Source organism: Truepera sp., from assembly GCA_032027045.1.
In the GTDB taxonomy this organism is placed as follows: Bacteria; Deinococcota; Deinococci; order Deinococcales; family Trueperaceae; genus JAAYYF01.
In genome coordinates, this window is record JAVSMU010000001.1 from 2548179 (window position 1) to 2573616 (window position 25438).

General features: G+C 69.3%; 21 protein-coding genes. 12 read left to right on the forward strand and 9 right to left on the reverse strand.

Features of this window, described 5'->3' with window-relative positions; all coding sequences use genetic code 11:
* Window positions 1–149: 149 nt before the first annotated feature.
* Entirely contained in the window at window positions 150–1313 is a 1164-nt protein-coding gene (locus tag ROY82_11585) for a radical SAM protein (protein ID MDT3683100.1), read from the reverse strand.
* A gap of 97 nt (window positions 1314–1410) precedes the next feature.
* On the opposite strand from ROY82_11585, the gene ROY82_11590 reads away from it, so the two are divergent.
* Entirely contained in the window at window positions 1411–3042 is a 1632-nt protein-coding gene (locus ROY82_11590; protein MDT3683101.1) for a peptide chain release factor 3, read from the forward strand.
* Between the two features lie 62 nt (window positions 3043–3104).
* Here ROY82_11590 and ROY82_11595 read toward each other — a convergent pair whose 3' ends face one another.
* The gene (locus ROY82_11595) at window positions 3105–4181 is read right to left on the reverse strand and encodes a putative sulfate exporter family transporter (protein MDT3683102.1); all 1077 of its coding nucleotides are present in this window, start codon (window positions 4179–4181) and stop codon (window positions 3105–3107) included.
* 240 nt (window positions 4182–4421) lie between these two features.
* Between ROY82_11595 and ROY82_11600 the strand changes: the two genes are divergently transcribed.
* On the forward strand, window positions 4422–5459 hold the full coding sequence (locus tag ROY82_11600) for a LysR family transcriptional regulator (GenBank protein ID MDT3683103.1): 1038 nt from the start codon (window positions 4422–4424) through the stop codon (window positions 5457–5459).
* Here ROY82_11600 and ROY82_11605 read toward each other — a convergent pair.
* Together ROY82_11605 and ROY82_11610 are read right to left on the reverse strand one after the other, a co-directional pair.
* Window positions 5389–7104 carry a M3 family oligoendopeptidase gene (locus ROY82_11605; protein ID MDT3683104.1) on the reverse strand — a complete coding sequence of 572 codons (1716 nt, stop codon included), beginning with the start codon at window positions 7102–7104 and terminating at the stop codon, window positions 5389–5391. The genes ROY82_11600 and ROY82_11605 overlap by 71 nt on opposite strands.
* 17 nt (window positions 7105–7121) lie before the next feature.
* A complete protein-coding gene (locus ROY82_11610) occupies window positions 7122–8198 on the reverse strand; it encodes a P1 family peptidase (protein ID MDT3683105.1) in 1077 nt (358 codons plus the stop codon).
* A 173-nt stretch (window positions 8199–8371) separates the two neighbouring features.
* On the opposite strand from ROY82_11610, the gene ROY82_11615 reads away from it, so the two are divergent.
* Genes ROY82_11615 through corA form a run of 4 tightly spaced genes read left to right on the forward strand, consistent with a single transcriptional unit; the run spans window position 8372 to window position 13446 of the window.
* Entirely contained in the window at window positions 8372–9586 is a 1215-nt protein-coding gene (locus tag ROY82_11615) for a hypothetical protein (protein ID MDT3683106.1), read from the forward strand.
* Window positions 9579–10493, forward strand: a complete 915-nt coding sequence (locus ROY82_11620) for a DUF6384 family protein (GenBank protein MDT3683107.1) — start codon at window positions 9579–9581, stop codon at window positions 10491–10493. The genes ROY82_11615 and ROY82_11620 overlap by 8 nt, the downstream gene beginning before the upstream one ends.
* Window positions 10493–12109, forward strand: a complete 1617-nt coding sequence (locus tag ROY82_11625; protein MDT3683108.1) for a hypothetical protein — start codon at window positions 10493–10495, stop codon at window positions 12107–12109. The genes ROY82_11620 and ROY82_11625 overlap by 1 nt, the downstream gene beginning before the upstream one ends.
* 50 nt (window positions 12110–12159) lie before the next feature.
* Entirely contained in the window at window positions 12160–13446 is a 1287-nt protein-coding gene (gene corA, locus ROY82_11630; GenBank protein ID MDT3683109.1) for a magnesium/cobalt transporter CorA, read from the forward strand.
* Window positions 13447–13540: 94 nt separating this feature from the next.
* Here the strand turns inward: corA and hisG are convergent, their stop codons facing one another.
* The 4 genes from hisG to proB form a co-directional block, all read right to left on the reverse strand.
* Complete coding sequence (gene hisG / locus ROY82_11635; GenBank protein MDT3683110.1) at window positions 13541–14167, reverse strand: ATP phosphoribosyltransferase; 627 nt, start codon at window positions 14165–14167, stop codon at window positions 13541–13543.
* Window positions 14164–15396, reverse strand: a complete 1233-nt coding sequence (locus tag ROY82_11640) for an ATP phosphoribosyltransferase regulatory subunit (GenBank protein ID MDT3683111.1) — start codon at window positions 15394–15396, stop codon at window positions 14164–14166. Before ROY82_11640 ends, hisG begins: the two co-directional genes overlap by 4 nt.
* Entirely contained in the window at window positions 15351–15755 is a 405-nt protein-coding gene (locus tag ROY82_11645) for a DUF4345 family protein (protein ID MDT3683112.1), read from the reverse strand. The genes ROY82_11640 and ROY82_11645 overlap by 46 nt, the downstream gene beginning before the upstream one ends.
* 96 nt (window positions 15756–15851) lie before the next feature.
* The gene (gene proB, locus ROY82_11650; GenBank protein MDT3683113.1) at window positions 15852–16994 is read right to left on the reverse strand and encodes a glutamate 5-kinase; all 1143 of its coding nucleotides are present in this window, start codon (window positions 16992–16994) and stop codon (window positions 15852–15854) included.
* Window positions 16995–17048: 54 nt separating this feature from the next.
* Between proB and ROY82_11655 the strand changes: the two genes are divergently transcribed.
* On the forward strand, window positions 17049–18074 hold the full coding sequence (locus ROY82_11655) for an aspartate-semialdehyde dehydrogenase (protein MDT3683114.1): 1026 nt from the start codon (window positions 17049–17051) through the stop codon (window positions 18072–18074).
* 69 nt (window positions 18075–18143) lie between these two features.
* On the opposite strand, the gene ROY82_11660 is transcribed toward ROY82_11655, so the two are convergent.
* Complete coding sequence (locus tag ROY82_11660; GenBank protein MDT3683115.1) at window positions 18144–18917, reverse strand: YdcF family protein; 774 nt, start codon at window positions 18915–18917, stop codon at window positions 18144–18146.
* A 212-nt stretch (window positions 18918–19129) separates the two neighbouring features.
* Between ROY82_11660 and ROY82_11665 the strand changes: the two genes are divergently transcribed.
* The 5 genes from ROY82_11665 to ROY82_11685 all read left to right on the forward strand — a co-directional run bounded on the left by ROY82_11665 (window position 19130) and on the right by ROY82_11685 (window position 25430).
* The gene (locus ROY82_11665) at window positions 19130–19981 is read left to right on the forward strand and encodes a DegV family protein (GenBank protein MDT3683116.1); all 852 of its coding nucleotides are present in this window, start codon (window positions 19130–19132) and stop codon (window positions 19979–19981) included.
* 97 nt (window positions 19982–20078) lie between these two features.
* Window positions 20079–21602, forward strand: a complete 1524-nt coding sequence (locus ROY82_11670; protein ID MDT3683117.1) for a YifB family Mg chelatase-like AAA ATPase — start codon at window positions 20079–20081, stop codon at window positions 21600–21602.
* 227 nt (window positions 21603–21829) lie between these two features.
* The gene (gene coxB, locus ROY82_11675) at window positions 21830–22921 is read left to right on the forward strand and encodes a cytochrome c oxidase subunit II (protein ID MDT3683118.1); all 1092 of its coding nucleotides are present in this window, start codon (window positions 21830–21832) and stop codon (window positions 22919–22921) included.
* Complete coding sequence (ctaD, locus tag ROY82_11680) at window positions 22921–24816, forward strand: cytochrome c oxidase subunit I (protein MDT3683119.1); 1896 nt, start codon at window positions 22921–22923, stop codon at window positions 24814–24816. The genes coxB and ctaD overlap by 1 nt, the downstream gene beginning before the upstream one ends.
* Window positions 24813–25430, forward strand: a complete 618-nt coding sequence (locus tag ROY82_11685) for a cytochrome c oxidase subunit 3 (protein ID MDT3683120.1) — start codon at window positions 24813–24815, stop codon at window positions 25428–25430. The genes ctaD and ROY82_11685 overlap by 4 nt, the downstream gene beginning before the upstream one ends.
* Window positions 25431–25438: the final 8 nt, after the last annotated feature.

Here is a 25438-nt window from a genome sequence, read left to right on the forward strand (position 1 = left end):
GACGATCGCCAGACGCCTGGCGGCAACAGCGAGACCGTCACGCACGCGGTGCACGGGCATCTTGACCGCCTTGGAACGGAGGCCCGGCGGGCGGCTGCGGAGGCTCGATGTGGACGCGTGGGGTGATATCAGCTGCTGGTACTACTTCGTCAGTAGACGAACTCGTCGATGTGATAGAGCGCCACCTTGGCGGCGCCCACCCTCGAGCGCGCGCCGGCCCTGAACGCGGCGTACTGGGCGGCGGCCTCGTCCTCGTCGAGGGGCTCCACGCCGCCCTCGGCAGCCCGCGTCTCGTACGCCGAGCCGGGCTGCAGCACGAACGGCGAGAGGTAGACGAGGTCCTCGGCGTCCAGCGGCAGCCGCTCAAGCAGGGCAAGACTGTCAGCCAAGTGCGCCTCCGCGAACCGACGACCACCGGCCCCCACCATCACGATGACCGATACGCTCAGTCCGGCCTCCTTGAGGCATGCCACGAACTCCGCGGCCTCGTCCGCGCTGCCCGGCTTGTTCAACCAACCGAGGAGCTCGTCGTTACCGGTCTCGACCCCGATGGCGACCCTGCCCAGGCCCAACTCGCGCAGTTCGCGCCACTGCTCGAGGCCCTTCTTCTCGCCAGAGAACACGTCCACGAAGGCGTTGATCGGCCTGCCGGGAAAGGCGGACCTGGCGACCTCGAACACGGGCCGCAGCTTCGAGTTCGCGAGCACCAGGGCGTTGCCGTCCGCGAGGAAGACGCTCTCGCGCGCCTCCGCAGCGGCGCCGAGCAACCCTTTGACTCCGGCAACGTGCGCCTCGAACTCATCGATGCGCCGCATCCGGAAGGGACGGTCCTGGTAGAAGGTGCAGAAAGTGCAGCGGTTCCAACTGCAGCCGAAACTGGCTTGTAATACTACCGACTGATACTGGTCTGGGGGTAGGATCGACACGGGCTGGTAGACCCTCAAGAAGCGCTCGCGCTCGGCCGCCAGCGACTCGGGTGTCCACTCCAACACGCGCTCGACGCGGCGGGCGAGTTCCCCACCGCTACCGGTCACCACGATGTCGGCAAGCGAAGCTTGCGCCTCGCGCGCCACCGCGAGCGCCCGCGCGAACAACCGCTCGGTATCCTCGCTCGGAACCCGCCACCTGCGGCGCGTACCGCGCTCCCGGCGACGCCCGAACACTTCCGAGGCCAGCGAGCGCTTGTAAGTTTCGCCGGCCCTGAACCAGTGGATCGGTCGTCCTTCCAGGTCGAACCCCACCACCTCACGCCGGCTCGGGCTGAGAGTGGTGCTGCCCGCGTGAACCGTAGCCAGGAAGGGCTCTTCACTCATGCGGCCACCTTACGACCGGCACGGTGCCGATTTCCCACCGTGAAGTACCAGGCTCCGAACGCCGCGAACGCCGCCGACCGAGTACACTATGCGCCGCATGTCGGACGCTGCCCACTCGCACCACCCAGAAGCTAAACGCGAGGTCAGTGACCTGGCGCGCGAGGTGGGCCGCCGCCGGACCTTCGCCATAATCTCCCACCCAGACGCGGGCAAGACGACGCTCACGGAGAAGCTCTTGCTGTATAGCGGCGCCATCCGCGAGGCCGGCTCGGTGACCGCCAAGGCGGGCACGGCGCAGGCCACCTCCGACTGGATGAGCATCGAGCGCGAGCGCGGGATCTCGATCTCGTCCGCGGCCATGCAGGTCGACTACCGGGGCTACGTCCTGAACCTTCTCGACACCCCCGGCCACCAGGACTTCAGCGAGGACACCTACCGCACGCTTACCGCGGCCGACAGCGCCGTCATGCTTTTGGACGCCGCCAGAGGAGTCCAGGAACAGACCCGCAAGCTCTTCACGGTCAGCCGCGAGCGGGGCATCCCCATCTTCACTTTCATCAACAAGCTGGACCGGCCCGCGCTCGACCCGTACGCCCTGCTCGACGAGGTCGAGAGCACGCTCGGCATCCAGGCGGTGCCGATCACCTGGCCGATCGGCGACGGCCCCGACTTCAAGGGCGTCTACGAGCGCACTAACAACCGCCTCCACACCTACGAGCGCACCGAACGCAACGCACGCCGTGCGCCCGTCACCACGGCGGCCCCCGACGCGGAAGAGGTGACCGCCGCCATCGGCGAGGCTGCTCAAAGAAAGCTCATCGAAGACATCGGTCTGCTCGACTCGGCGCTGCCTCAGCTCGACCGCGAGCGCTTCTTAGCGGGCGAGATAACGCCGGTCTTCTTCGGCAGCGTGCTGACGAACTTCGGCGTCGAGGTCTTCCTGGACCACTTCCTCGACCTCGCCCCGCCACCTGGCGACCTCGTGACGACCGCCGGCGTCCTGCACCCGACCGACCCCGACTTCAGCGCCTTCGTCTTCAAGGTGCAGGCGAACATGAACCCCCGGCACCGGGACCGCACCGCGTTCGTGCGCGTCTCGTCGGGTGTGTTCCACCGCGGCGTGCAGGCCGTCCTCACCCGCACGGGCCGCGACGTCAAGCTGGCGCAGGCGCACACCATGTTCGCGGACGAGCGCGCCACCGTCGACGCCGCCTACCCGGGCGACATCATCGGGCTCGTGAACCCGGGCACCTTCCGCATCGGTGACGTGATAAGCAGCCGGCCCGGGGTCCAACTGCCGAGTTTCCCGCGCTTCGCGCCCGAGCGCTTCGCGACCGTCCGCACCAAGCACACCGACCGCCACAAGGCGTTCCGCAAGGGGCTCGAGCAGCTTGCCGAGGAGGGCGTCGTGCAGCTCTTCTACCCCGCGCAGGGCGCCCGCGACCCCATCCTCGGCGCCGTCGGCCAACTGCAGTTCGAGGTCTTCGAGCACCGCATGCGCGAGGAGTACGGCGTGGAGGTGCTCTTCGACCACCAGCCCTACCGCGTCATCCGCTGGCTGAGCCGTACCCCCGAGAAGCCCGTGCGCTTCGGCATGCTCGTGCACGATGCCGACGAGCAGGCGGTGGCGCTGTTCAGGTTCGAGGGCGAGATCAAGTACTTCGAGGACGAGCACCCCGAGGTGAAGCTGGCCGACTCGCCCGGCGCCACCGACGTCGTGCGCCTGTAGCGCGGCCGGCCGCCGGCCGAGGCGAGGCGTTGGCCCGGCGTCAATCGAGCGTGGGCCCAGCGTCAGCCGAGCGTCAGCGCGTAGTAACTGCTCATCACGATCAACATGGCGAAGAAGCCGACGACCCCCAGCGAGACGGCCTGCCGACCCGCCCTGCCGAGGCCGCGGAACTGCACGCCCAGGCCGATGCCGACCATGGCGGCGGCGGTCAGGAGCGTGCCTCCCAGGGTGAGGTAGGTGACGGCGTCGGCGCTCAACCAACCGAGGCTCGTGACGCCGCTCAGCGCCAGGAACCCGAGCACGAAGCCAGGAACGAGCGGTGGCACGCGCCGCTTGGTGCCGGTCGCGGCCGCCCCTGGCACCTCGGTCGCCCGGGCGCCGTCCCTGACGGCCTCGCGCCGCAGCCACCAGCCGAGCAGCATGAGGACGGGGGCGAGGAGCACTACCCGGGAAAGCTTGACGAGGAGCGCCAGGTCCCCTTCCCCGCCACCGACCGCGGCGCCGGCGGCGACTACGTGGCCGACTTCTTGCAACGTGGCGCCGGCGATCACGGCCACCAGCTTCGACGACACGAGGGCGAGCCCGTCCCAGGCCGCGAACGCCACCACGCCCAGGGTGCCGAGGACGCTGACGACCGCGACCGAGAGCGACACGTGCTTCTCGTCGGGCTTGAGCAGGGGCAGGGCCGCCGCGATCGCCGACGCGCCGCACACCCCGGTGCCGACGGCGATGGAGCGACGCAGGTCGCGCGGCACCCCCCAACGCCGACCGATGGCCTCGACGGCGCCGAAGGCCACCAGCACGCCCAGCGCACTGCCGACGAGCACCGTCGGCCCGACGGCCGCCAACGCCCGCATGTCCAGCCGCACTCCCAACAGCACGATCCCCAGGCGGAGCAGGAACGTGGCCGCGAAGCGGGCCCCCGGTGCGACGGCTGCGGTCCGGGTCCCGCTGGCGAGCCGCCACCCGGCGCCACCGAGCAGCGCAAGAACCAGGGGTCCTAGCAGCTTGAAACCGGGCACCCGGGCCAGTTCGAAGGCCAAGAAGGTGAGCAAGACGACCACTGCCAGGCCGGCCAACAAGGGCTTGAACCTACCGGTTTCCTGGCCGATCCGCTGGGAAGGGTGCGCGTTGAGCATGGGGCGAGCCTAAGCGCGTGCGAGGTATAATGCTAGAGGCGTTGGAGTGATGTATGTATCAGCGGCATTTATACTGGGCCTTCCGGAGGGCTGCCGGCCGGCGTCCCAGCACCACCCAGCCCCGAGGCGGCCGGCCGCGCGACCGGACGGGCGGACGGCTGGTCAGACGGACGAACGGCCGAGCCCCCAGCGTTCCGCTAGCGTTCGCAGCGCAACCGTCCACCACAAGGAGGTATCAGCGTGACTGATGATCAACAGCCTGCACGGGCGCAGTCCACCAACCTCGCTTCACCCAAAGCCCCCCGCCTCGACCCACATCTGCTGCATACCTTCCTGGTGGTCGCGCGCGCCGGCACCATCACCCGGGCCGCCAAGCTGCTTCACCGCTCACAACCCGCAGTGACGGCGGCGGTGAAGCGCCTGGAGGCCGGCTTCGGCGAGCCCCTGTTCACGCGCACCGCTCGTGGCGTGCGCCTCACCCACCTGGGAACACGGCTGCAGCCGCACGCCGAGGCGCTAGAGCGGGTGCTGGGCGGCGTGGAGGAGCTGGCCTCGGAGGTCGCCAGGCTGGAGGGCGCCCGGCTCCGCATAGCCGCCAGCACCACGATCGCCCTCTACTGGCTCCCGCTCCGCCTGGCGCGCTTCTTGGGCACTCACCCCACGGCCACCGCCTTGGTTCACACGCGCAACTCGGTGGGGGCGATCGCCGAGCTGAGCGCCGGCGAGGTCGACCTCGCGCTCGTCGAGTCTCCCAGCTCCAGCTGGGCCGGGCTTCAGCCCGGGCTTCTCGGCCCCACCACGGTCCACGAGGACGAGCTCGTGCTCGTCGTCGACCCCGGCCACTTCCTCGCGCGGCGCGGCCGCGTCTCCCCGGAAGAGCTCGGCGGGCTCGAGTTCATCGGGCGCGAGGTGGGCTCGGGCACCCGCGACGTCCTGGAGAAGGCGCTCGAGGACGGTGGCATCGTGCTCGACGTGAGGCTCGAGCTCGGCGAGCCGGAGGCCATCAAGCGCGCCGTGCGCGCGGGGCTCGGGGCAGCCGTACTCTCCCGCGTGGCGGTGGACGCGGAGGTCGAGCGGGGGGAGCTTGTCGCCCTGTCCATCGACCACCCCGGGTTCCGGCGCCAGTTCACCCTCCTCCACCCGCCGCAGGAGCTGGCCGGCCAGGCCGCCTGGGCGTTCAGGACGCTGGCGGTCGAGACCCGCGGGCCTATGCCTCCTCGCCGAGCGCCTCGACCGCCGACTCCGCGAGGTGGGCGATGGTCGCCTGGTCGAACCTGAAGCTGACGCCGGCCGTCTCGTACAGTTCGTCGAGGGGTCTCGTGCCGCCCAGGGACAGCGCCGCCTTGTAGTCCGCCAACGCCTTGGGGGCGTCGCGCCGCGCGTTCTCCCACACCTGCAGCGCCCCCAGGTAGGCCATGGCGTACTCGATGTAATAGAAGGGGAACAAGAACACGTGGATGATCTGCCACCCCTTGGCCGCGGGCCCCTCGAAGCCCGTGTAGTCCACCCCCACGTCGAAGCGCTTGCTCAGGCGCACCCACTCGGCGTCGATCTCCTCGATGGACGGCCCGTCCTCGGCGGGGTGTGTGTAGACGAAGTGTTGGACGGCGTCGACCTTCGATGCCTGAACCAACAGCTCGAGCGCGCGCACCAGCAGCGCGGCCTGCGACCTGCCCGCGTCCTCCGCATCGTAGAAGCCACCCTTCTCGCGCGTGAGGTACGGCAGCGTGAGGAGCTCCATGGCTTGCGAGGCCAGCTCGTTCATCTCGGGCCTCTCCGAGAAGTGCCACAGGTACGGCCACGCGTTCTGGGTCAGCACGCTGTGGAAGGCGTGGCCGGCCTCGTGGCGCATGGTGAGCAGATCGTCGTCGGTGCCGACGGTGCTCCAGTACACGTAAGGGCGGCGCGAGCGCGGGAAGTAGTTCTGGTAGCCAAGCCCCGGCACCTTCGTGGGGCGGGGCTCCAGGTCCATCCAACCGTCGCGCAGGAGCTCGTAGCCGGCCGCCAGCTCGGGGTCCAGGGCGTGGAACATGCGGCCCAGGCCCTCCTCCAGTTCCCGCACCGACTCGAACGGCTCGAGCGCCTCGCGGCCCCGGACATCGCAGGCGAGGTCCCAGGGGCGCAACCGCTCGAGCCCTAGGAGCCGGGCCCTGCGCGCGTAGACCTCGCGCAGGCGCGGCACCACCTCGCGCTCTACCGCCTCGTGCATGCGCAGCGTGTCCTCCGGCGTGTACTCACGGCGCTTCAACTGCCGCCAGGCCAAGGCGCGGTAATCGGGCAAACCGACGTTCCACGCCGTCTGGTTGCGCACGGTCATCAAGCGCGAGAACAACACGTCGAGGTCGGCGAAGAGGGCCGTACGGCCCGCGACTATGGCGCGATAAGCGCGCTCACGAAGCGCCCGGTCGGGGCTCTCCAGCTTGCTCTGCGCCTGGCCGAGCGTGAGCACCTCGCCGTCGAGCTCGATGCGCAGGCCGCCGGCGATCTCACCGTAGCGCTGCCCGAGAGCCGCCTCCTCGGCCATTAGGGGCAGGTTCTCCTGCCTGAAGAGCTCCACGGCGTCGCGCATGTCGACCCACGTCCCCGCGAGCTCGGGAGGCGGCTCGTAGCCGGGCACGGCCAAGAGCTTGCGGTTGAGCAGGTCATCCAGGCGCACCAACTCCGGCAGCACGCGACCGACGAAGTCGAGGTAGGCGTTCTTCGCGTCCTCGTCGGCAGTGTCCTCGTCCTTGGCGCGGGTGAGGCCCGCCATGAGCTCCCGGAAGTCGACGCTGACCTCGTTCACCTCGGTCAGGAACGCGGGCATGTCGGCGGCCGTCACGCTCTTGGCCAGCAGCGCCTCGGCGCGCGGGGCAAGCGAGTCCGGGTTTATGGCGGCGACGACGAACTTGCCGTCCGCGCTGCTACTCGTGGCTTGTGACATGCTCGAGGTTACCCCCGTCAAGTCGGCGGCGCCAGCAACTCCAGCGGCAACGCCTCGCCCACGTTGCCCCGGTAACCGACCACCGTGGTTGCCATGCACAGCGAGTCGTAGATGGCCTCCTCGGTGGCCTCGATGGCGGCCAGGAAGAGGGGCGATAGGTCGTCGTTGCCCACCTCGCGCCAGTCGCGGCGCGGGCCGGAGCCCCCGCGCCGCCTCACGCTCTCGGCCGTGGAGAAGGCGAGGGCGTAATCGCCGGAACCGTTCGAGAACGCCGCCCCGGTGCGCGCCAGCCCGGCCATGGCGCGCGCGGCCAGGCGCCTCAGGCTGCCGGCGCTCAGGGGAGCGTCGGTGGCGAGCACCATCATGATGGAGCCGTCGGGGTCGACCGGGGCTCCGGCGCCGGCCAACTCGTCCCTCAGGTAGTGGCGGCCGCCCCGTATCCCCACCGGCATTCCCGCCACCTGCAGCACGCCGCCGAAGTTCGACTGCACCAACGCGCCCACGGTCCAACCCCCCAGGCCTCCAGGTAGGCGCCGCGACGCCGTGCCGATGCCTCCCTTGAACCCGAACGCCATGGTGCCGGTGCCGGCCCCCACGCTGCCCTGCGTCACGGGGCCGTCGGCAGCGCTCTCCAGCGCCAGCAACACGTGCTCGGCCGTGACCCTGCGGGCCCGGATGTCGTTCAGCCGGCCGTCGTTGGTCTCCCCCACGAAGGCATTCACCGAGCCCACGCGCTCGTTCCCCCTTGCACTCAACGTCCACTCGAGCAGCGCGTCGGCGGCGCGCGGCACGCTGAGCGTGTTGGTGAGCGCGACGGGCGTCTCGAGCTCTCCCAACTCCACGACCTGCGTGGCGCCCATGAGCTTGCCGTAACCGTTCCCCACGCACATGCCGGCGGGCACGCGCCAGCGGTACGGGTCGTCGGGGTGGGCCAGGATCACCGTTGCGCCCGTGCGCACGCCTTCGCCCTCCACCAGCGTGTGGTGCCCGACGCGCACCCCGGCCACGTCGGTGACGGCGTTCAGCGGTCCCGTGGGTAGCACCCCGGTGACGACGCCGAGGTCACGAAGCCGTGCGCGCGCAGCAGGTTGCATGACCGGCAGCGTACTACCGCGCGGCGGCGCGCCGGCGGTCCGAAGCGCCCTTGCGCGGGCGCCCGTCCGACCTCATGATTGAGTCGTAGGGCACGGCCGCGCTCCCGCCACGCCGCGCCAACAGCCGTCCTCCCAACCGCCCCCCCAGGGCGTGGCAAACGAAAGGCCGAACCATGACCGACCAACAGCCCGTTCCCGCCACCACCGAGCTCGCACGTGGCACGCCCCTCAAGTACCTCGACAAGGCCCTCGGCGGCCTCCGGGACCTGGGGCTCGTGCCCGAGAACACGAGCAGTCAAGAAACGCCGATCGTCGCGCTCCTGAGCCAGATCTCTGACCTCGACCGTGACCGCGTCGTGGCCATCACGCGCACCCTCGCGCAGGCGTCGCTGTTCAACGACGTGGTGCGCCAGCAGGTGGAGGCCATGCACGTCGCGACGCGCTACGAGGACCTCACCAAGTCGTTCAACAGCATCCGCGACGACGCGAAGATGATGGTCGACCAACTCGACGACGGCAAGCTGAGCACCTTCGAGCGCCTCGCCAACGTCTGGATGAAGGTCACCCGTGGCGACATCGCCAACCGCTTCGACAAGATCAAGAGCACCTACCTAGACGTCACCAAGGACGCCCAGGACCAGATCCAGCGCGAGCACGCGATCCTCGAGGCCTACCGCGACTTCCGCGGCGCGCTCAAGGAGTCCGAGGTACTCGCGTTCGAGGTGCTGAAGAAGGGCGAGGCCGAGCTGGAAGCGGCCAAGGCGGCCGTCAACGAGTCGATGGCCGCCGTCGACGCCTACCAGGGCGAGGACCTGGCCGAGCGCGCCCGGCTGGAACTGGCGCGTGACGAGAAGGTCCGCGCTTTGCAGCTCACCGACAAGCGCTACCAGATCGCCAAGGACCTGTCCGACAACCTCACCATCTCGTACAACACGTCCGAGGTCGTGATGGCGCGACTCATGCAGACCAACACCGCCAAGGAGCGCGTGCGCGCGCAGGCCGTGTCGTTCTTCAGCACCAACGAGACGGTGCTGACCGCGCTCACGGCGACCTTCACGGGCCTATTCGGCCTCAACGAGGCCACGCGCAGCCTAGACGCCATGACGAAGGGCGTGAGCGACTCGCTCGACACGCTCTCCGACATCGGGGGCAAGGTGCAGGAGGCCGCCCTGAAGGCGGGCTACGGTCCGACCGTGCGTGCCGAGTCGGTCAAGCGTCTGGTCGACTCGGTCGTCAACTACCAGGAGCGCTCGCTCGAGATCATCGACGAGATGCGCGAACAGGCCACCAGCAACGCCGCCGAGATCCGCACGGCCGTCGAGGACGGTAAGCGCCGCCTCGCGCGCCTGGCGGAACAGGGGGCGACTCTGACGACCACCGATGGCTGACGCACCGGGCCCGAGCGGGGCGCCCAGACCAGCGCCCCCGCCCCTGGATGACGTCATGCTCGCCATGGACGTCGTCGACACGCTGCGCCACCGCGAGCGGCTCGTGCAGACGGAACTGGCCTCGGACGGCCGCGACGAGGCCATGCTCGAGAGCCTGCGGAGCATCTACGCTTCGCAGGGCATAACCGTCAGCGACGAGGTCCTCAAGCAAGGCGTCGAGGCCCTCGCGGAGGGACGCTTCGTCTACGAGGCGCCGGCGCGGCGGCCCGAAACGCGGTGGGCGTACGTGTACGTGAACCGCGCCAAGTGGGGTCGGTTGCTCCTCGCGCTGTTCGTCGTGGGGGCCTTGGTGTTCTACGGCTACGACCAGGTCTTCAGGGCCCCGCACCGCGCGCTGGTGAACGACGTCGGCCGCGTGCACGCCACGGTCCTCGCCGAGTCGAGGGACCCCGCCGCCACGGCGCGCGCCGAGACCCTCTACTCCCTGGCCACCACAGCCCTGGCGAAGGGCGAGGACGAGGAGGCGCGCAGCTCGCTCGCCTCGCTCCGGACCCTCGAGGCGCAGTTGCAGGCGTCTTACACGCTGCGGATCGCCGCCGAGACCACCGGGGTGTGGCGCGTTCCCGACCTCAACACCGAGGCGGCGAACTACTACATCATCGTCGAGCCCATCGACCGTAACGGCAAGAACATCGCCATCGACGTCACCAACGAAGAGACGGGCAAGACCGAGCGCGTCAAGAGCTTCGGCCTGCGGGTCTCGGACGCCACCTTCGAGGAGATCAGGCGCGACAAGCTCGACGACGGCATCATCCAGCGCGACGTTTTCGGCGAGAAGCAGGCCGGCTTCTTGCAGCCCGAGTACTACTTCGACACCACCGGCGCCGCCATAACGAGTTGGGACTGATGATCAGCGGTAGCAAGACCCTCGAAGGCCTGGTGCAGGCACTGCAGCAGGAGCAGGCACGCACCAGCCAGTTGGACTCGTCCCTCAACCGCAGCAACGACGAGCTGCTCGCCATCGACGCCAAGCGCGTGGCCGAGCTGGGGCGCCTCGCCCAACTGCGCCTGCGTTACCTGGCCAGCAAGGACGCCAGGGTCGAGGACACGACCGACGAGCAGGTGCTCAAGTTCATCGCGCAGCGCGACGCCGCGTACCAGGACGTCCGCCGGCGCCAGGCGCAGCACGATGCCGACTTGGCGGCGCTCGAGGAGGCGCGGGCGGCCGCCCAAGACGAGCTCGGCGCCGCGATGCAAGCGGTCGAGGACGCCGAAGCCGCCACGCAGCAGCGCCTGGGGGCCGACCCCGCCTACCAGCGGCAACTCGAGGCAGCCCACGAGGCCGACCGCGTTGCCCAGAAGGCCGACGCCAAGGCGACCCAAAGCGAGAACGAGCAGGCGACGAAGGGCGAGGCGTACCGCGCCGACCCGCTCTTCTCGTACCTGTGGCGCAGGAAGTACGGCACCGTGGAGTACCGTCCGGGCGGCTTAGTCTTCGCTCCGCTCGTGCGCTACCTGGACGGGCGGGTTGCGCGCATCTGCTCGTACATGGACGCGCGCGCCAACTACGCGCGCCTGCTCGAGATACCGGTGCGTCTGCGAGAGCACGCCGCGCACAAGGCGGCGGCCGCCGAAGCCGCGCACGCGGAACTCGAACGCCTCGACCTGCAGGCGAGGGAGGACGACGGGATCGGCGCCCTGGATGCCCGGCGCACCGCCGCTCAGGCCAAGGTGGACGAGCTGGACGCCAAGATCGCGGCCAAGGCCGCCGAGGGCCAACAGATCCAAGAGGCCCTCGGACGCTTCGCGCAAGGCCAGGACAGCGACTACCAGAACGCCACCGAGTTCCTCCGCAACGAGTTCGGCCGCACGCCCATCGACGTGCTGCGCGCCGGCGCCCTTGCGACCCCCACGCCCGAGGACGACCTCGTGGTGGCGCGACTGGCCCAGCTCTCGAGCAAGCGTGAGGAGCTGGCGGCCAGCGTCGACGAACTGCGCGCCGCCGCCGAGGCCAGCCGCCGGCGCCTGCAGGAGCTCACGAAGCTGCGGTCGGATTTCAACCAGGCCGGGATGGCCCAGCCCAACTCGTCGTTCCGTGACGGGCAAGCGATAAGCACCGGCATCACGCAGTACCTTGCCGGCATGCTCACCGCGCAGGCGCTGTGGCAGCTCTTCAACCGGCAACGGCAGGTGACGAGCGGCAACGTCGACCCCACCTTCGGCTCGGGCGGCTTCGGTCGCGGGACGGTCTGGGGCGGCGGCCGGCCGCCGAGGGGCGGCGTGAACCAGGGCATCGACGTCCTGGGGTCGATCCTCGACGCGGTCGCGCGCTCGCAGTCGCACTCGAGTGGGCGGCCGAGCGGCGGCGGGTTCGGTGGCGGCTCCAGGCCGAGCGGCGGCGGGTTCAAGCCTAGTGGTGGCGGCTTCAAGCCGAGCGGCGGGTCGAAGCCGAGTGGCGGCTCGCGCCCAAGTGGCGGCAGCATGCCCAAGCGGGGCGGGTTCAAGACGGGAGGGAAGTTCTGAGCCGGAAACGTGGCCGCACGCAACCAAGGACGAGCGTCAGGCGCCACGACATGCGCCGCAAGATCGGCGCCGTGCCCGGCGCCGTCGTCTACACCGGCCCGCAGCGTGATTACGGGGCGCACCTACAACTCATCCACTACCAGGAGGACTCGCTAGAGGAGACCGAGGTCTCCGACATCGCGAGCCTGCCTAAGCTCCTCGAGGCTCCCGGAGTGCACTGGCTGAACGTGGTAGGCGTGCACGACACGAAGCTGCTCGAGAACCTAGGACAAGTGCTGGGCCTGCACCCGCTCACGGTCGAGGACCTGGCGAGCCTGGGACAGCGCCCCAAGACCGAGGAGTACGAACACTACCTCTTCATGGTCTTCCGCATCCTCACCCGCCACGGCGTCCCGGTCACCACCTCCGAAGAGCAAGGTGCTCAAGGTCGTGGTTCGGCGCCCGGCGCGCGAGCCGCGGATCCGGCGGCGGCCGAGGCTCCAGGCGCGGCCACCCCCGCCACTGGCCCAGCAACCCCCGCCCCAGGCCCGGCCACCCCCGCCACTGGCCCCGCGGCGGCAACCCCCACCCGAAGCCCGGCAGCTCCCGCCAAGCTGGTGCAGCTGGAGCCATCGGCGTCCGCCGGCACGGTCGGCCACGACCTGCTCCACAGCGAGCAGTTCTCCCTCGTGTTGCGAGAGGGCCTGCTGGTCACGTTCCAGGAGCTCGAGAGGGACCCGTTCGAGCCGCTGCGAGAGAGGTTGCGGAAGGGCGCCGGGCGGCTCAGGAAGATGGGCGCCGACTACCTCGCCTACACGCTCATCGACCTCGTCATCGACCAGTACTTCGAGGTGGTGGAGGCCTACGGTGACGACCTGGAGGCCATCGAGGAGAAGATACTGCGGGGCCCCGAGCGCGACTCGCTCGAGCGCGTCAACGACCTGCGCCGCGACCTGCTGGTGGTGCGCCGCGCAGTCTGGCCCCTGCGTGACGTGATGGCGTCGTTGCAACGCAAGGATCAGGCATACTTCTCGCCCGAGGTATCGAACTACCTGCGCGACGCGCACGACCACGCCGTGCAGGTCATGGACGCCGTGGAAACGCAGCGCGAGCAGCTCACCAGCCTGCACGACATCTACCTCACGCTGCTGAGCGTGCGCATGAACGACGTCATGAAGGTCCTGACGATCATCGCGACCATCTTCATCCCGCTCACCTTCTTGGCGGGCATCTACGGCATGAACTTCAAGTACATGCCCGAGTACCACTGGCGCTGGGCGTATCCAGCCCTGTGGCTGGTCATGCTGCTGTTGGGAGGGGGCATGCTCGCGGCCTTCAGGCGCCGGGGGTGGTTGTGAGCGCACCGGCGTGGGCGGCGTACCGCGAAACGGTCGCCCTCGCCTCCGCGCCGAGCGCCGGGGCCCGGGCCGTGCGGTGCGGCCTGGCCGTTGGCTAACGCCCCGATAGGTCTCGCAGCGCCTCGATCAACGGCCGCAGCACGTGCGACTTGAGCTTGAGCGCGGCCCGGTTCACCACCAGCCGCGCGCTCGATTCGGCTATCACGTCCACCTCGGCAAGGCCGTTGGCTCTCAGCGTCGCCCCCGTCTGAACCACGTCCACCACGGCGTCGGCCAGGCCCGAGAGGCAGGCTAGCTCGACGTTGCCCGAGAGCGCTACCACCTCCGCCGGGCTGCCGAGGCGCCTGAGGTACTCGGCCGCTACCCGCGGGTACTTGCTGGCCACGCGCCGGATGGGCCCGCTCTGGCCCTCCGGGCGGATGAGCGACAGGCGGCAAGCCGCGAAGCCCAGGTCCACGGGCGCGTAGAGGCGACTCCCGTGCTCCAGCAAAACGTCGCGCCCGACCACCCCCGCGTCGGCCACGCCCAGCTCTACGTAAGTGGGCACATCGGCGTTGCGCATGACGAGCACGGTTGCGTCGGGACCGTCGTGCCGCAGGGCGCGGTCGTCGTCACTCAAGGCGAGGCGCAAGCCGGCGCTGCGCAGCGCCGCCAGTGCCTCCTCCAGCACCCGCCCTTTGGGCAGCGCCAGCACGAGCGGCGCACCGTTGGCCCGCGTCACCTCCGGCCCCCGTTGCCAGCGAGCAGGGCCTGCAGCTCGAGCCTGCGTGCCTCCGACGCGCCCCCTTCGGCCACGCTCCTCAGGGTGCCGTCCACGAGGAGGTAAGGGATGCGCTCGGCGCGCGCCTCGCGCTCCGCCCCGCCGGGGTCGCTCGCCACCGCCCGCGCCACGGCGATGCCCGCGGCGCGCAGGAGCCTGGCGGCGGGGTCGTCGAGGGTGAGCACCTGAGGACCGAGCGCCTCCGGCCGGGCGCCAGGAGCCGCGCTCAGGAGCCGCTCGAGCCCCAACGAGAACCCGGCGGCGTAAGGCAACAGCGCCCCGTCGTAACGCCCGCCCCCTAGCAGCGGTTGGCCGTAGTCGAACGTGTAGGCGCGGAAGGTGACGCCCGTGTAGTAGCTGAGGCGCCGCGCCAGGCCGAGGTCGAGGAGTAACTCGCTGGCGTCTTCGAACTCCTCGAGCACGCCCTCGAGCCGGTCGACGGCCTGGCGCGCCGCCGCGTTCGGCGCCAGTCGGCGGGCCTCGTCGAGCAGGCCCTCGTCACCGTAGAGGTCGGGGCAGCGCAAGATGGCGTCGGCAGCGCGGCCACGCAAGCCGAGTGCGCCGATCAGGGCAAGGACGTCGGCGCGGTCTTTGCGGTCGATGGCATCGGCCAGCGCGGGCTCGTGTTCGCGCGGGACGTCGGCCGCCTCCAGTAGCGCCCTCACGTAGGCGGGGTTGCCGACCTCGATCCGCGGCGTCAGCCCCACGGCCCGGACGGACTCGCGGGCGAGGTGGATGATCTCGGCGTCGGCACGGGCGTTGCTCACGCCCACGAGCTCGATGCCGACCTGCGTGAACTCGCGGGTGCCCGCGAGTTCGGGGTGGTGTGCGTGCCAAACGGTGCCCGCGTAACGCAGGCGCAACGCGCGGCGCTCGCCGGCGGCGACCCCGGGGTAGTTGACCGTGACGAGGCGCGCCAGCGCGGGCGTGAAGTCGGACCTCAGGGCCAGCACGTCGCTGCCGTTGTCCGTCAGCTTGAAGGCCTGCGCCTCGCGCGGGTGGCTGGGGTCGAAGTGCTCTAGACCGGGGACCTCGACGGGCAGGTAACCCCACGACGCATAGAGATCGCGTAGCCGCTCGAGGGCGACCTCGCGCGCGGCAGCCGCCTCGGGCGGCGCGAAGCGCGTGCCGTCAGGCAGGCCGGTCAGGGGTTCGGCCCCGCTTCTTGCGGCCGCCGGGCGTCGAACCATGCCAGCAGGATGCCCGCCAGCGCCACAATCTCGCTCAGGAGGAACAGGACGTTGAGTAGCGTCACCGCGCCGTCGATCACTACCGAGAGGAGCCGCGCGGCGGCGACTGCGCCCACCAGCAACGCGGCGACGCCGAGGATGGCGGGTGCCCCCGCGCGCCGTACGGCGCCGCGCAGGACGAGTCCCCCGAGCGCCAGATGCATGGCGCCGAAGGTCGCTCGCACCTGGCTGATGCCCCGAACGTCCGCTATCTCCAACCCAAGCATCTTCGCGGTGAAGAAAGGGTTGGCGAGCCCCAGCAGGCCCAGCGCGAACAGGATGGCCGTGGAAACGTAAACGAGCTGGGAGCGGACGTTCATGACGCGAATGCTATCACCGGCCGGCGGCGGGCCCCGGATTAGTAGGGCGCAGGCAGCGCGCCGCACGCTAGCGAGTTGCGGGTAGCGGACCCCGGGCTAGCGGGGCGCCGGCGGCGTGCCTTGCGCCTGCGCCGCCGCGCTCGTCAGCATGAAGTTGTCGCGGTGGATCACCTCGTCGTAGTCCTTGTGGCCCAGCAGCTCGGCGATCGCCTGGCTATGCCGGCCGCGGATCCGTTCGACCGCCTCGGAGCCGTAGTTGGTGAGCCCCACCCCGATCCGCGTGCCCTCGTGGCGTATCTCCACCGCGTCGCCGAACGTGAACACGCCGGTAACTCCCGTTACGCCGCCCGGCAGTAGGCTCTTGCCGGCTGCCAGGGCCCTGGCGGCGCCGGCGTCCACCAGCAGCGCGCCGCGAACGGGCTGGTTGGCTATCCAGGCCTTGCGCGCCGGCACGTGGACGGGAGCCAGGAAGCGCGTGCCGCGCCGCTCCCCCCGCGCGAGGGCCTCCAGCGCCGCGCCGCCCCCGCCGAGCACGATGGTCTCGATGCCGGCGCCCGTCGCAATCCGCGCCGCCCGCAGTTTGGTGGCCATGCCACCGGTGCCGAGCGCAGAGCCTGGGCGGCCGGCAAGTTGCGTCACCTCGCCGATGTCGCTAACCACCTCTATGCGCTTGGCGTCCGGGTTGCGCTTCGGGTCGGAATCGTACAGGCCGTCAACGTCGGTCAGGATGATCAGCACGTCGGCGTCCACCAGGTAGCTCACCCAGGCCGAGAGCGTGTCGTTGTCGCCCAGCTTCAACTCCGCGGTGGCCACGCTGTCGTTCTCGTTGATGACGGGCACCACGCCCAGCGCGAGCGTGGCCTCGAGGGCGCTCTTGGCGTTCACGTAGCGCTCCCGCTCCTGAACGTCGCTTGCCGATATGAGTAGCTGCGCCGTGGGGCGCGGCGAGAGGGCCCGCTCCCAATCGAGCATCAGCAGCGCCTGGCCCACGGCCGCGGCCGCTTGCTTGTCAGGCAGCGTGAGGGGGAGCTTGAGCCCCAAGCGCTGCCGCCCCGCCGCGCCCGCACCCGAGGAGACGATCACGAACTGCGCCGAGCCCTTTTGGGCCGCCGCCAGGACCTGGGCCCCACGCGCCACGTCCCACATCTTGTAAGGAGCTATGCGTCCGGACTCGTCCACCAGGGAGCTGGTGCCGACCTTGATCACGATGCGCCGCCAGCGGCCTTGAACGCGCGACATGTCGGTAATGCTACTGCCTGCCGCCCTCGGGGCGGCGGTGCTAGACTCCCCCGCATGCGCGTCGCCGTCGTCGGAGCCACCGGGGCCGTGGGCCAAGAGCTACTCGCAATATTGGAGGAGCGGCAGTTCCCCATCACGGAACTCAAGCTCTACGCGTCGCCCAGGTCCGCCGGCAAGGCGGTGAGGTTCAAGGGCGAGGACCACCTGCTGCGGAGCTTGCCGGAAGACGGGGACCTCGGCGCCGACTTCATCTTCTCCAGCGCGGGCGGCAGCCTTTCAAAGGAGCACGCCTGGGCGTGGGCGTCACGGGGCGGCGTGGTCATCGACAACACGAGCGCGTGGCGCATGGACGCCCGGGTGCCCCTGGTGATACCGGAAGTGAACCCGGACGCGCTTAAGAACCACCCGGGCCTGATAGCCAACCCGAACTGCTCCACCATCATCGCGCTGATGGCCCTGGCGCCACTACACCGCGCCTTCGGGCTCAAGCGGGCGACGGTCGCCACCTACCAGGCCGTTTCCGGCGCCGGCGCGGCCGGCATGGGCGAGCTGCGCGAGCAGAGTCAGGCGGTGCTGGCCGGCGCCTCCGGCCCCAACGGGGAACCGCTGGGCGCGCCGACGGCGCCCGTTAAGTTCCAGCACCCGATCGCGTTCAACCTCTTCAGCCACGATTCCGAGATCGGCGAGGACGGCTACAACACCGAGGAGCGCAAGTTGGCCCTCGAGTCGCGCAAGATCCTCGGGGCACCCCAACTGGCCATCAGCGCCACGTGCGTGCGCGTACCAGTGTTCAGGGCCCACAGCGAGTCCATCCACGCCGAGTTCGAGCGCCCCGTCACGGAATCGGACGCCCGCGAGGTGCTGAGCCACGCGCCGGGCGTGCGCGTCGTGGACGACCGCCAAGGGAACAGGTTCCCCATGCCACTGGACGCCAGCGGCCAGGACTACACGCTGGTCGGCAGGATCCGCGCCGACATGAGCCTGCCGGGCGGCCTCGCCCTGTTCGTGGCCGGCGACCAGATCCGTAAGGGCGCCGCCCTCAACGCGGTGCAGATCGGCGAGGCGCTGCTCGACTCCTAGGTGCCGAGCTGCTCGGGTCCGGCGCTCGCCGTCACTCGGCCAGCCGCCCGGACCATCCGGCACTTCCGGTCACTCGGCCAGCCGCCCGGCCCGCTTGTAGACCTCGTAAGCCCCCCACTCGCGCACTACGCGGTCCAGCCCCGCCAGCCGCTTGCCCACCGCCAGGTCGAAGCGCCAGGCGCTCCGCCACTCGCTGGGGGGCAGCGAGCGGTAGTCGACGGGGAACGGTGTTACCGACCAACCCTGGGCCCTGAACGTACCCAACGCCCGCGGCATGTGCAGTGCGCTCGTGACGAGAAGCCAGGTGGAACCCGGCTGCGGCGCCACCCTCTCGAGGCTCAGGAGCGCGTCCTCGTACGTGCTGCGCGACTCGCCCAGGTAAGTCACCGGGTGCCCGCGCAGCGCGTCCTCGAACAGCAGACCCTCGCCGCCGGCGCCCTTCCACTCCCACTTGATGGCGTCATCGAACAGTCCGGTGAACACGACCTGCGCGCCCGGGTAGCGCTTCGCCAGCGCCAGCGCCGCGAGCATGCGCTCGCCCGCGTCGTCGAGCGTTAGTTGGCCGCGCGCCTGCCCGATCCGCCACTCGACGGCACCGCCCAGCACGATGATCCCGTCCACCTTCTCGGGTAGGGCCGCGGGTGCCGGGACGCGGCTCTCCAGCCCGTTGGCCAGGTACTGATCGACCGGTGCCAGTACGAGCACCAGCAGCGCTAACAGGGGCAGGAAGAGGAACCCCGCGGCAAGGCGGCCCGCGCCGAGGCGTCCGGCCACGAACGCCAATAGCGCCAACAGCACCAACAGGGTGCTTGGCGTCAGCAGCCACCAGACGGCTTCCAGCATCTGCCTCACATTACCCGGCCCGAACCCGCAGCCATGAACACCGCAGGGCCACACGGCCGGGCCGCCCGCATGCGCTCCCTTCGGCGCTCCACCTCCGGCGCGTCGGCCGCATGTGCGTTAGTGCACCGCTCTCGTATATCCTGGCTACGACATCACGACCCTTCCTCGCTTAGCCGTGGTGCTGCCGCGGGCGCGAAGTTACGGAGCCAGGTATGAAACTCGCGATCATCACCGACTCGACATGCGACCTCACTGCGGAGGAGCTCGCCAAGCTGGAGGTGGAGGCGGTACCGCTTCACGTCCACTTCCAAGGCGGCACGTTCAACGACTGGTCCGAGATCGACCCGGCCAGGATCATCGCCGGCGTTGCCGCCGGCGCCGAGATGCCCTCGACGAGTCAGCCGAGCCCTGCGGAGTTCTCGGAGGCCTACGGCCGCGCCGTGGCGGCCGGCGCCGACCAGATCCTGGTTATCACGATCTCCTCGGAGATCTCGGGCACGTTCCAGTCGGCCAACATCGCCAAGGAGGACGCCGGCGTGCCGGTGACCGTCTTCGATAGCCGAGCGGCCAGCCTCGGCCACGGCGAGATGGTCCGCGTGGCGTCGCGCATGCGCGACGAGGGCGCCGAAACCAGCGCCATCGTCAGCGCCCTCGAGAGGGTGCGCGACACCAACTTCGTCATCTTCACCGTTGCCACCATGGACTACCTGCAGAAGAACGGCCGCATCGGGCGCGCCTCGGCTCTCCTCGGGAGCCTTCTGAACGTCAAGCCCCTCCTGACGCTCGAGGACGGCAAGGTGGGGCCACTGAGCCGCGCGCGCGGCCTCAAGAAGGCGCAGCAGGAGATGGTCGAACGCCTGAAGGCGTACGCCGCGGCCGCGGGTGGGCCGATCGTGCTCAACCTCATCCACGTGCAGGACCTGGCCGCCGCCGAGGGTCTTCGCACGGCCGTCGACGCGGCGGGAATCGCCTATCAGTTCGGCGGCTTCCACGAGATCGGCGCCGTGATAGCCAGTCACGTGGGGCCCAACACCTTCGGGCTCTACGCGCACGAAGCCGTCTGAGCCCCTGCCCCGGCCGTGGGCCGCCGCCTAGCGCCCACGGGCTCGAGCCCAAGGCGCCGCGCACGTGACCTGAACGTCGGCCTACCGTCGGTGGAAGATGTTCGCCGCCGTCACCTCCGCCACCATCCAGGGCGTGGAGGCGTTGGAGGTGAGGGTCGAGGCGTTCGTGAGCGGCGGGCTGCCCAACTTCACCATCGTCGGGCTGCCCGGCGCGGCGGTGCAGGAGTCGCGGGAGCGGGTCCGTGCGAACCTCAAACTGCTCGGGTTGCCGCTGCCGCCCAGCCGCATCCTCGTCAACCTGGCGCCCGCCGACGTTCGCAAGGAGGGTCCGGCGCTGGACCTTCCCATCGCGCTGGCCCTCCTAGCCGCGGACCGTCGCCTGCCCGCCCGCGCCCTGGAAGGGCTCGTGGCGTTCGGCGAGCTGGCGCTCGACGGAGGCCTGCGCCCCGTCCGCGGCGCCGTGGCCATCGCGCTGATGAGCGCCGGCCTGGGGGCCGCCGCAGGCAGCGTGGGGCGCATACTCGCGCCGGCGGCCAATGCCGACGAGGCCGCCCTGGTGCCGGGCACCCAGGTGTTCGCGGTCGCCAAGCTGGCGGCGGCGCTCGGCCACCTGACGGGCAGGCAGGTTCTTCCCGCACACGCGCCGCCGAGTTCGGCCGCGGTGCCTGGAGCCGCTGCCGACCCTCTCCCAGACCTGGCCGACGTGCGCGGCCAGGCGCTTCCCCGCCGGGCCTTGGAGGTGGCTGCCGCCGGGCGCCACAACTTGCTCCTCACCGGCCCCCCGGGGGCCGGCAAGAGCATGCTCGCGCGGCGCCTGCCGGGCATCCTGGCCCCGCTGCCCGACGCTGAGGCGCTCGAGGTCACCCGCGTCCACTCCAGCGCCGGCCGCTTCCCCGGCGGCGGCCTCATGCGCACCGCACCGTTCAGGCAACCGCATCACTCCGGCTCCGAAGCCGGGATCATCGGCGGCGGCGCCGTGGTGCGCCCAGGAGAGGCCTCGCTCGCGCACCTGGGCGTGCTGTTCCTCGACGAGTTGCCGGAGTTCTCGCGGTCGGTGCTCGAGGCGTTGCGGCAGCCGCTGGAGGACGGCGTCATCACCATCTCGCGCGCCAGTGGCAGCGTCCGGCTGCCCGCGCGCTTCCAGCTCGTGGCGGCGCGCAACCCCTGCCCGTGCGGCTACCACGGCGCCGATGACGACGCGCACCCTTGCCTCTGCCACCCGGGCGAGGTTTCCCGCTACCAGCGGCGCCTATCCGGGCCGCTCCTCGATAGGCTCGACCTCCGCGTGCACGTGCCGCGGCTCTCCGAGGCCGAACTGCTCTCGGCCACGCCCGGCGAGGCAAGCGAGGTGGTCGCGTCACGAGTGGCGGCGGCGCGGTTCCTGGCCCTCGAGCGCCAGGGGGTTCCCAACGCCTACCTCAGCGGCCGCGCGCTCAGTTCGCACGCCTTGCTCGAACCCACCGGAGAGGCCGTCCTGGGGCGGATAGTTCGTAGCAGGAGGCCCACGGCTCGCGGGCTGGACCGACTATTGCGCGTGGCCCGCACCGTGGCCGATCTGAACGGCTCCGCAGGGGTGAATGGCGCCCACCTGCTGGAGGCTTCCAGCTACCGTGACGGTTGACTTCGCCACCCCAGCCGCGCTTTCGCACCCCCCTAGCAGCCCGAACGCGAAGGGCCGAACGAGGGGGGCCATGATCAGGAATGCGTCCTAGGCGCACAGTCCGGCGGGCCAATCCCGATCCCTTAGCCGTTCCGCTTCCGACGTGTGTGCTACATTAGCGCTCAGATTCTGGGGCCCAAACCCTTCGCCAGCCCCAATTCAAACCTCCCGAGGAGGGAATCGTGCCTATGAGGTGGTTGAGGCGGGGCCTGCCCGTCGCCTTTCTCGCGCCGTTGCTGGCCAGTTGTTCGCTGCAGGGCGAGCAGTCGACTTTCAGCCCTATCGGCAGCATCGCCCAGGACCAGCTGGACCTGTTCATGTGGACCTGGTACCTGAGCATCCCCGTGATGGTCGGCGTGTTCGGGGCCCTGATCTACGCCGTCTTCAAGTTCAGGCGGCGCAAGGACGACAAGCTCCCGGTGCAGTCACACGGCAATCCCATAGTGGAACTGATCCTCGTCATCGTGCCCGTCATCATCATCGTCTTGGTAGCCATCCCGACCATCCGCTCCGTCTTCCGCACGCAGTCTCACGTGGTGGCGACGGCCGACGACGTGGTGGTCAACGTGGTCGGGCATCAGTGGTGGTGGAGCTTCGAGTACCCCGAGCTCGGCATCACCACGGCCAACGAGTTGCATATCCCAGCCGGCAAGCGCGTTATCTTGCACCTCAATTCGGCGGACGTCGTTCACGCCTTCTGGGCCCCGCGCCTGGCCGGTAAGGTCGACCTCATCCCCAATCAAGACAATCAGCTCTGGTTCGACACCAACGAGGACAGCGTGGGCATCTACTCGGGCCAGTGCGCCGAGCTCTGCCTCGGCGCCCACGCGTACATGCGCTTCCGAGTGGTCGTATCCGAGCAGTCGGACTACGAGGCCTGGGTGGCGAAGTTCCAGAAGCCCGCGATCCAGACCGTGGCGTCGGACCCACTCGTGACCCAGGGCCGCCAGCTCGTGGCCGCCAAGGGCTGCATCGGTTGCCACAACATCGGCAACTACACCGAGGGCATGAGGTACGGTCAGCCCCTCTACCCCGACCTCACCAACTTCGGCCTGCGCAACACTGTCGGAGCGGGTGTTCTGGACGCCACGCCCGAGAACGTCGCGGCCTGGATAGCCGACCCGCAGTCGGTCAAGCCGGGCAACCGGATGCCGACCTTGTGGGAAGCAAACGACCCGAATCGCGACCAGGAGACGGCCGCCATCGCCGCCTTCTTGTTGAGCCTAGGTGTGAATGACAGCAATCAGGCGCTCGCTCGAGCGTCAAGCGGAGGCAACTGATGGCCACCACTCAGCCCACAATCACCAGTTCCACCCGTGGGAAGCTCTTCGTCCGTCCGACCTGGACCACCGGCATCGGCTCCTGGCTGACGACGGTCGATCACAAGCGCCTCGGCATCCTCTACATGCTCACGTCGTTCACCTTCATGGCGGCGGCGGCGACCGAGGCGTTCATCATGCGCCTGCAGTTGCTCACGCCGAACATGAGCGTGGTCAACCCGGAGCAGTTCAACCAGCTCTTCACCATGCACGGCGTGACGATGGTGTTCCTCTCCATCATGCCGCTCGGCATCGGCATCGCCAACTACTTCGTGCCGTTGCAGATCGGCGCTCGCGACCTCGCCTTCCCGCGCTTGAACGCGTTCGGCTACTGGGTCTACCTGTTCGGTGGCCTGATGATCTACTCGTCTTGGTTCTTGGGTGGCGCGCCCGACATGGGCTGGGTGGCTTACGCCCCACTCACCTCGCTGTCGCACAACCCGGGCCTCAACGTCGACTTCTACATGTTCGGCCTGTTCATCAGCGGCGTAGGCACGACGGCCACCGCCATGAACCTCATCGTGACGATGGTGAACATGCGCGCTCCGGGCATGACCATGATGCGCATGCCGGTCTTCGCCTGGATGATGCTCATCACGTCGTTCATGATCATCTTCGCCTTCCCACCGCTCACCATCGCGTTCCTCGAGATCATCCTCGATCGCACCTTCGGCACGCTCTTCTTCGTGCAAGAGGCCGGCGCCCTGCCGATCTTGTGGCAACACCTCTTCTGGATCTTCGGCCACCCGGAGGTGTACATCATCATCTTGCCGGCCTTCGGGGTGATCAGCGAGATCATCCCGACCTTCTCGCGCAAGCCGATCTTCGGTTACCCGATCATGATCCTGTCGGGCATCCTCATCGGGTTCATGGGCTTCGCGGTCTGGACGCACCACATGTTCACCACGGGACTCGGCCCCGTCGTCAACACGGCATTCTCGCTCACGTCGTTCATCATCGGCATTCCAACGGGCGTCAAGATCTTCAACTGGCTGGGAACCCTGTGGGGCGGCAGTATCAGGTTCACGACGTCACTGCTGTACGCGCTGGCCTTCCTCGTCACTTTCACGCTCGGGGGCATCACGGGCATCATGGTCGCCATGCCCACTTTCGACGCGCAGGTGCACGACACCTACTTCGTGGTGGCGCACTTCCACTACGTGATGGGCGGTGGGGCCCTCTTGGCCTTCTTCGGGGCGCTGTACTACTGGTTCCCGAAGATCACGGGCAAGATGATGGACGAGAAGCTGGGCAAGGTCGCTTGGGTGTTCACCGTCATCGGCTTCCACCTCATCTTCTTCCCACAGCACTTGGCGGGGCTGATGGGCATGCCGCGCCGCATCCAGACTTACCCCGAGGGCATCGGGCTGGAGCTCGTGAACATGCTCTCCACCATCGGTAGCTGGGTGATGGGCGTGGGCCTCATCCTCATCTTCTACGGCGTAATCCACGCGCTGGTCCGCGGCAAGCCCGCCGGCAAGGACCCGTGGGACGCACGGACGCTCGAGTGGACGACCGAATCGCCACCCGCCTACTACGGCTTCAAGACGCAGCCGGTGGTCAACTCGCTCGACGCGTTCTGGGCGGAGAAGTATCCGGAATCCATGCACGTGACGCCCCCCGATCCCGCCGAGGGCAGGGCCTACGACGCGGCGGGCGTCCACATCCCCGGCCAGTCCTGGTTCCCGATCCTGGGCGCGCTGGCACTCGCCGTGGGCTGCTACGGACTGATGTACGACAACATGGTCCTAGCCGTCATCTGCGGCCTGTCGTTCATCTTCACCATCTTCGCCTGGGCCTTCGAGGGCGTCGGCGGCACGCACCTTCACTTCGACGTTGCGGAGGAGCACGTATGAGCGCCGACGCTTCCCACGCCAGCCCGGCCCCGGCCCACGTGGCGCCCTACCGTTCGAGCAAGTTGCCCGACGTCAAGCTGTTGATGTGGGTGTTCCTCGCGTCCGACACCATGTTCTTCGGGTCGCTCATCGGCACCTACCTCGCCTATCACAACCGCAGCCTCGTCGGCCCACTGCCGCGCGACGTCTTCGACATCCCGCTAACGACGATCAGCACCTTCGTCCTGCTCATGTCGAGCCTGCTCATGGTGCTCAGCTTGCACGCGCTGCGCCAGAATGACATAAGCAGGTTCCGCCTCTGGACCGCAGGGGTCGCCATCTTCGGCTCGATCTTCCTGGGCTTCCAGGTCTTCGAGTTCACGCACTTCGTGAATGCCGGCCTTACCGTCCACCAGAACCTGTTCGGGACCACCTTCTTCATCCTCACGGGCACCCACGGCATTCACGTGACCGTCGGCGTCATCTGGCTGGTCAGCGCGCTCATAACCTCGTACCTGCGTCCGACCACCGCCAAGGACGCGGTCTACCTCGAGATCGCCGGTCTCTACTGGCACTTCGTCGACATCGTGTGGATCGTGATCTTCACGGTCGTCTACCTCGTAGAATTCGTGTAGGCGAGGCT

What these genes read in the sequence shown, in the direction of transcription:
- ROY82_11620 (MDT3683107.1), top strand. Translation starts at nt 9,579, where the DNA reads ATGGCTGACGCACCGGGCCCGAGCGGGGCGCCCAGACCAGCGCCCCCG.
- proB (MDT3683113.1), bottom strand. Translation starts at nt 16,994, where the DNA reads ATGTCGCGCGTTCAAGGCCGCTGGCGGCGCATCGTGATCAAGGTCGGC.
- ctaD (MDT3683119.1), top strand. Translation starts at nt 22,921, where the DNA reads ATGGCCACCACTCAGCCCACAATCACCAGTTCCACCCGTGGGAAGCTC.
- ROY82_11610 (MDT3683105.1), bottom strand. Translation starts at nt 8,198, where the DNA reads ATGCAACCTGCTGCGCGCGCACGGCTTCGTGACCTCGGCGTCGTCACC.
- ROY82_11625 (MDT3683108.1), top strand. Translation starts at nt 10,493, where the DNA reads ATGATCAGCGGTAGCAAGACCCTCGAAGGCCTGGTGCAGGCACTGCAG.
- corA (MDT3683109.1), top strand. Translation starts at nt 12,160, where the DNA reads ATGCGCCGCAAGATCGGCGCCGTGCCCGGCGCCGTCGTCTACACCGGC.
- ROY82_11660 (MDT3683115.1), bottom strand. Translation starts at nt 18,917, where the DNA reads ATGCTGGAAGCCGTCTGGTGGCTGCTGACGCCAAGCACCCTGTTGGTG.
- coxB (MDT3683118.1), top strand. Translation starts at nt 21,830, where the DNA reads ATGAGGTGGTTGAGGCGGGGCCTGCCCGTCGCCTTTCTCGCGCCGTTG.
- ROY82_11640 (MDT3683111.1), bottom strand. Translation starts at nt 15,396, where the DNA reads ATGGTTCGACGCCCGGCGGCCGCAAGAAGCGGGGCCGAACCCCTGACC.
- ROY82_11645 (MDT3683112.1), bottom strand. Translation starts at nt 15,755, where the DNA reads ATGAACGTCCGCTCCCAGCTCGTTTACGTTTCCACGGCCATCCTGTTC.
- ROY82_11615 (MDT3683106.1), top strand. Translation starts at nt 8,372, where the DNA reads ATGACCGACCAACAGCCCGTTCCCGCCACCACCGAGCTCGCACGTGGC.
- ROY82_11595 (MDT3683102.1), bottom strand. Translation starts at nt 4,181, where the DNA reads ATGCTCAACGCGCACCCTTCCCAGCGGATCGGCCAGGAAACCGGTAGG.
- ROY82_11655 (MDT3683114.1), top strand. Translation starts at nt 17,049, where the DNA reads ATGCGCGTCGCCGTCGTCGGAGCCACCGGGGCCGTGGGCCAAGAGCTA.
- ROY82_11585 (MDT3683100.1), bottom strand. Translation starts at nt 1,313, where the DNA reads ATGAGTGAAGAGCCCTTCCTGGCTACGGTTCACGCGGGCAGCACCACT.
- ROY82_11670 (MDT3683117.1), top strand. Translation starts at nt 20,079, where the DNA reads ATGTTCGCCGCCGTCACCTCCGCCACCATCCAGGGCGTGGAGGCGTTG.
- ROY82_11685 (MDT3683120.1), top strand. Translation starts at nt 24,813, where the DNA reads ATGAGCGCCGACGCTTCCCACGCCAGCCCGGCCCCGGCCCACGTGGCG.
- ROY82_11605 (MDT3683104.1), bottom strand. Translation starts at nt 7,104, where the DNA reads ATGTCACAAGCCACGAGTAGCAGCGCGGACGGCAAGTTCGTCGTCGCC.
- ROY82_11590 (MDT3683101.1), top strand. Translation starts at nt 1,411, where the DNA reads ATGTCGGACGCTGCCCACTCGCACCACCCAGAAGCTAAACGCGAGGTC.
- ROY82_11665 (MDT3683116.1), top strand. Translation starts at nt 19,130, where the DNA reads ATGAAACTCGCGATCATCACCGACTCGACATGCGACCTCACTGCGGAG.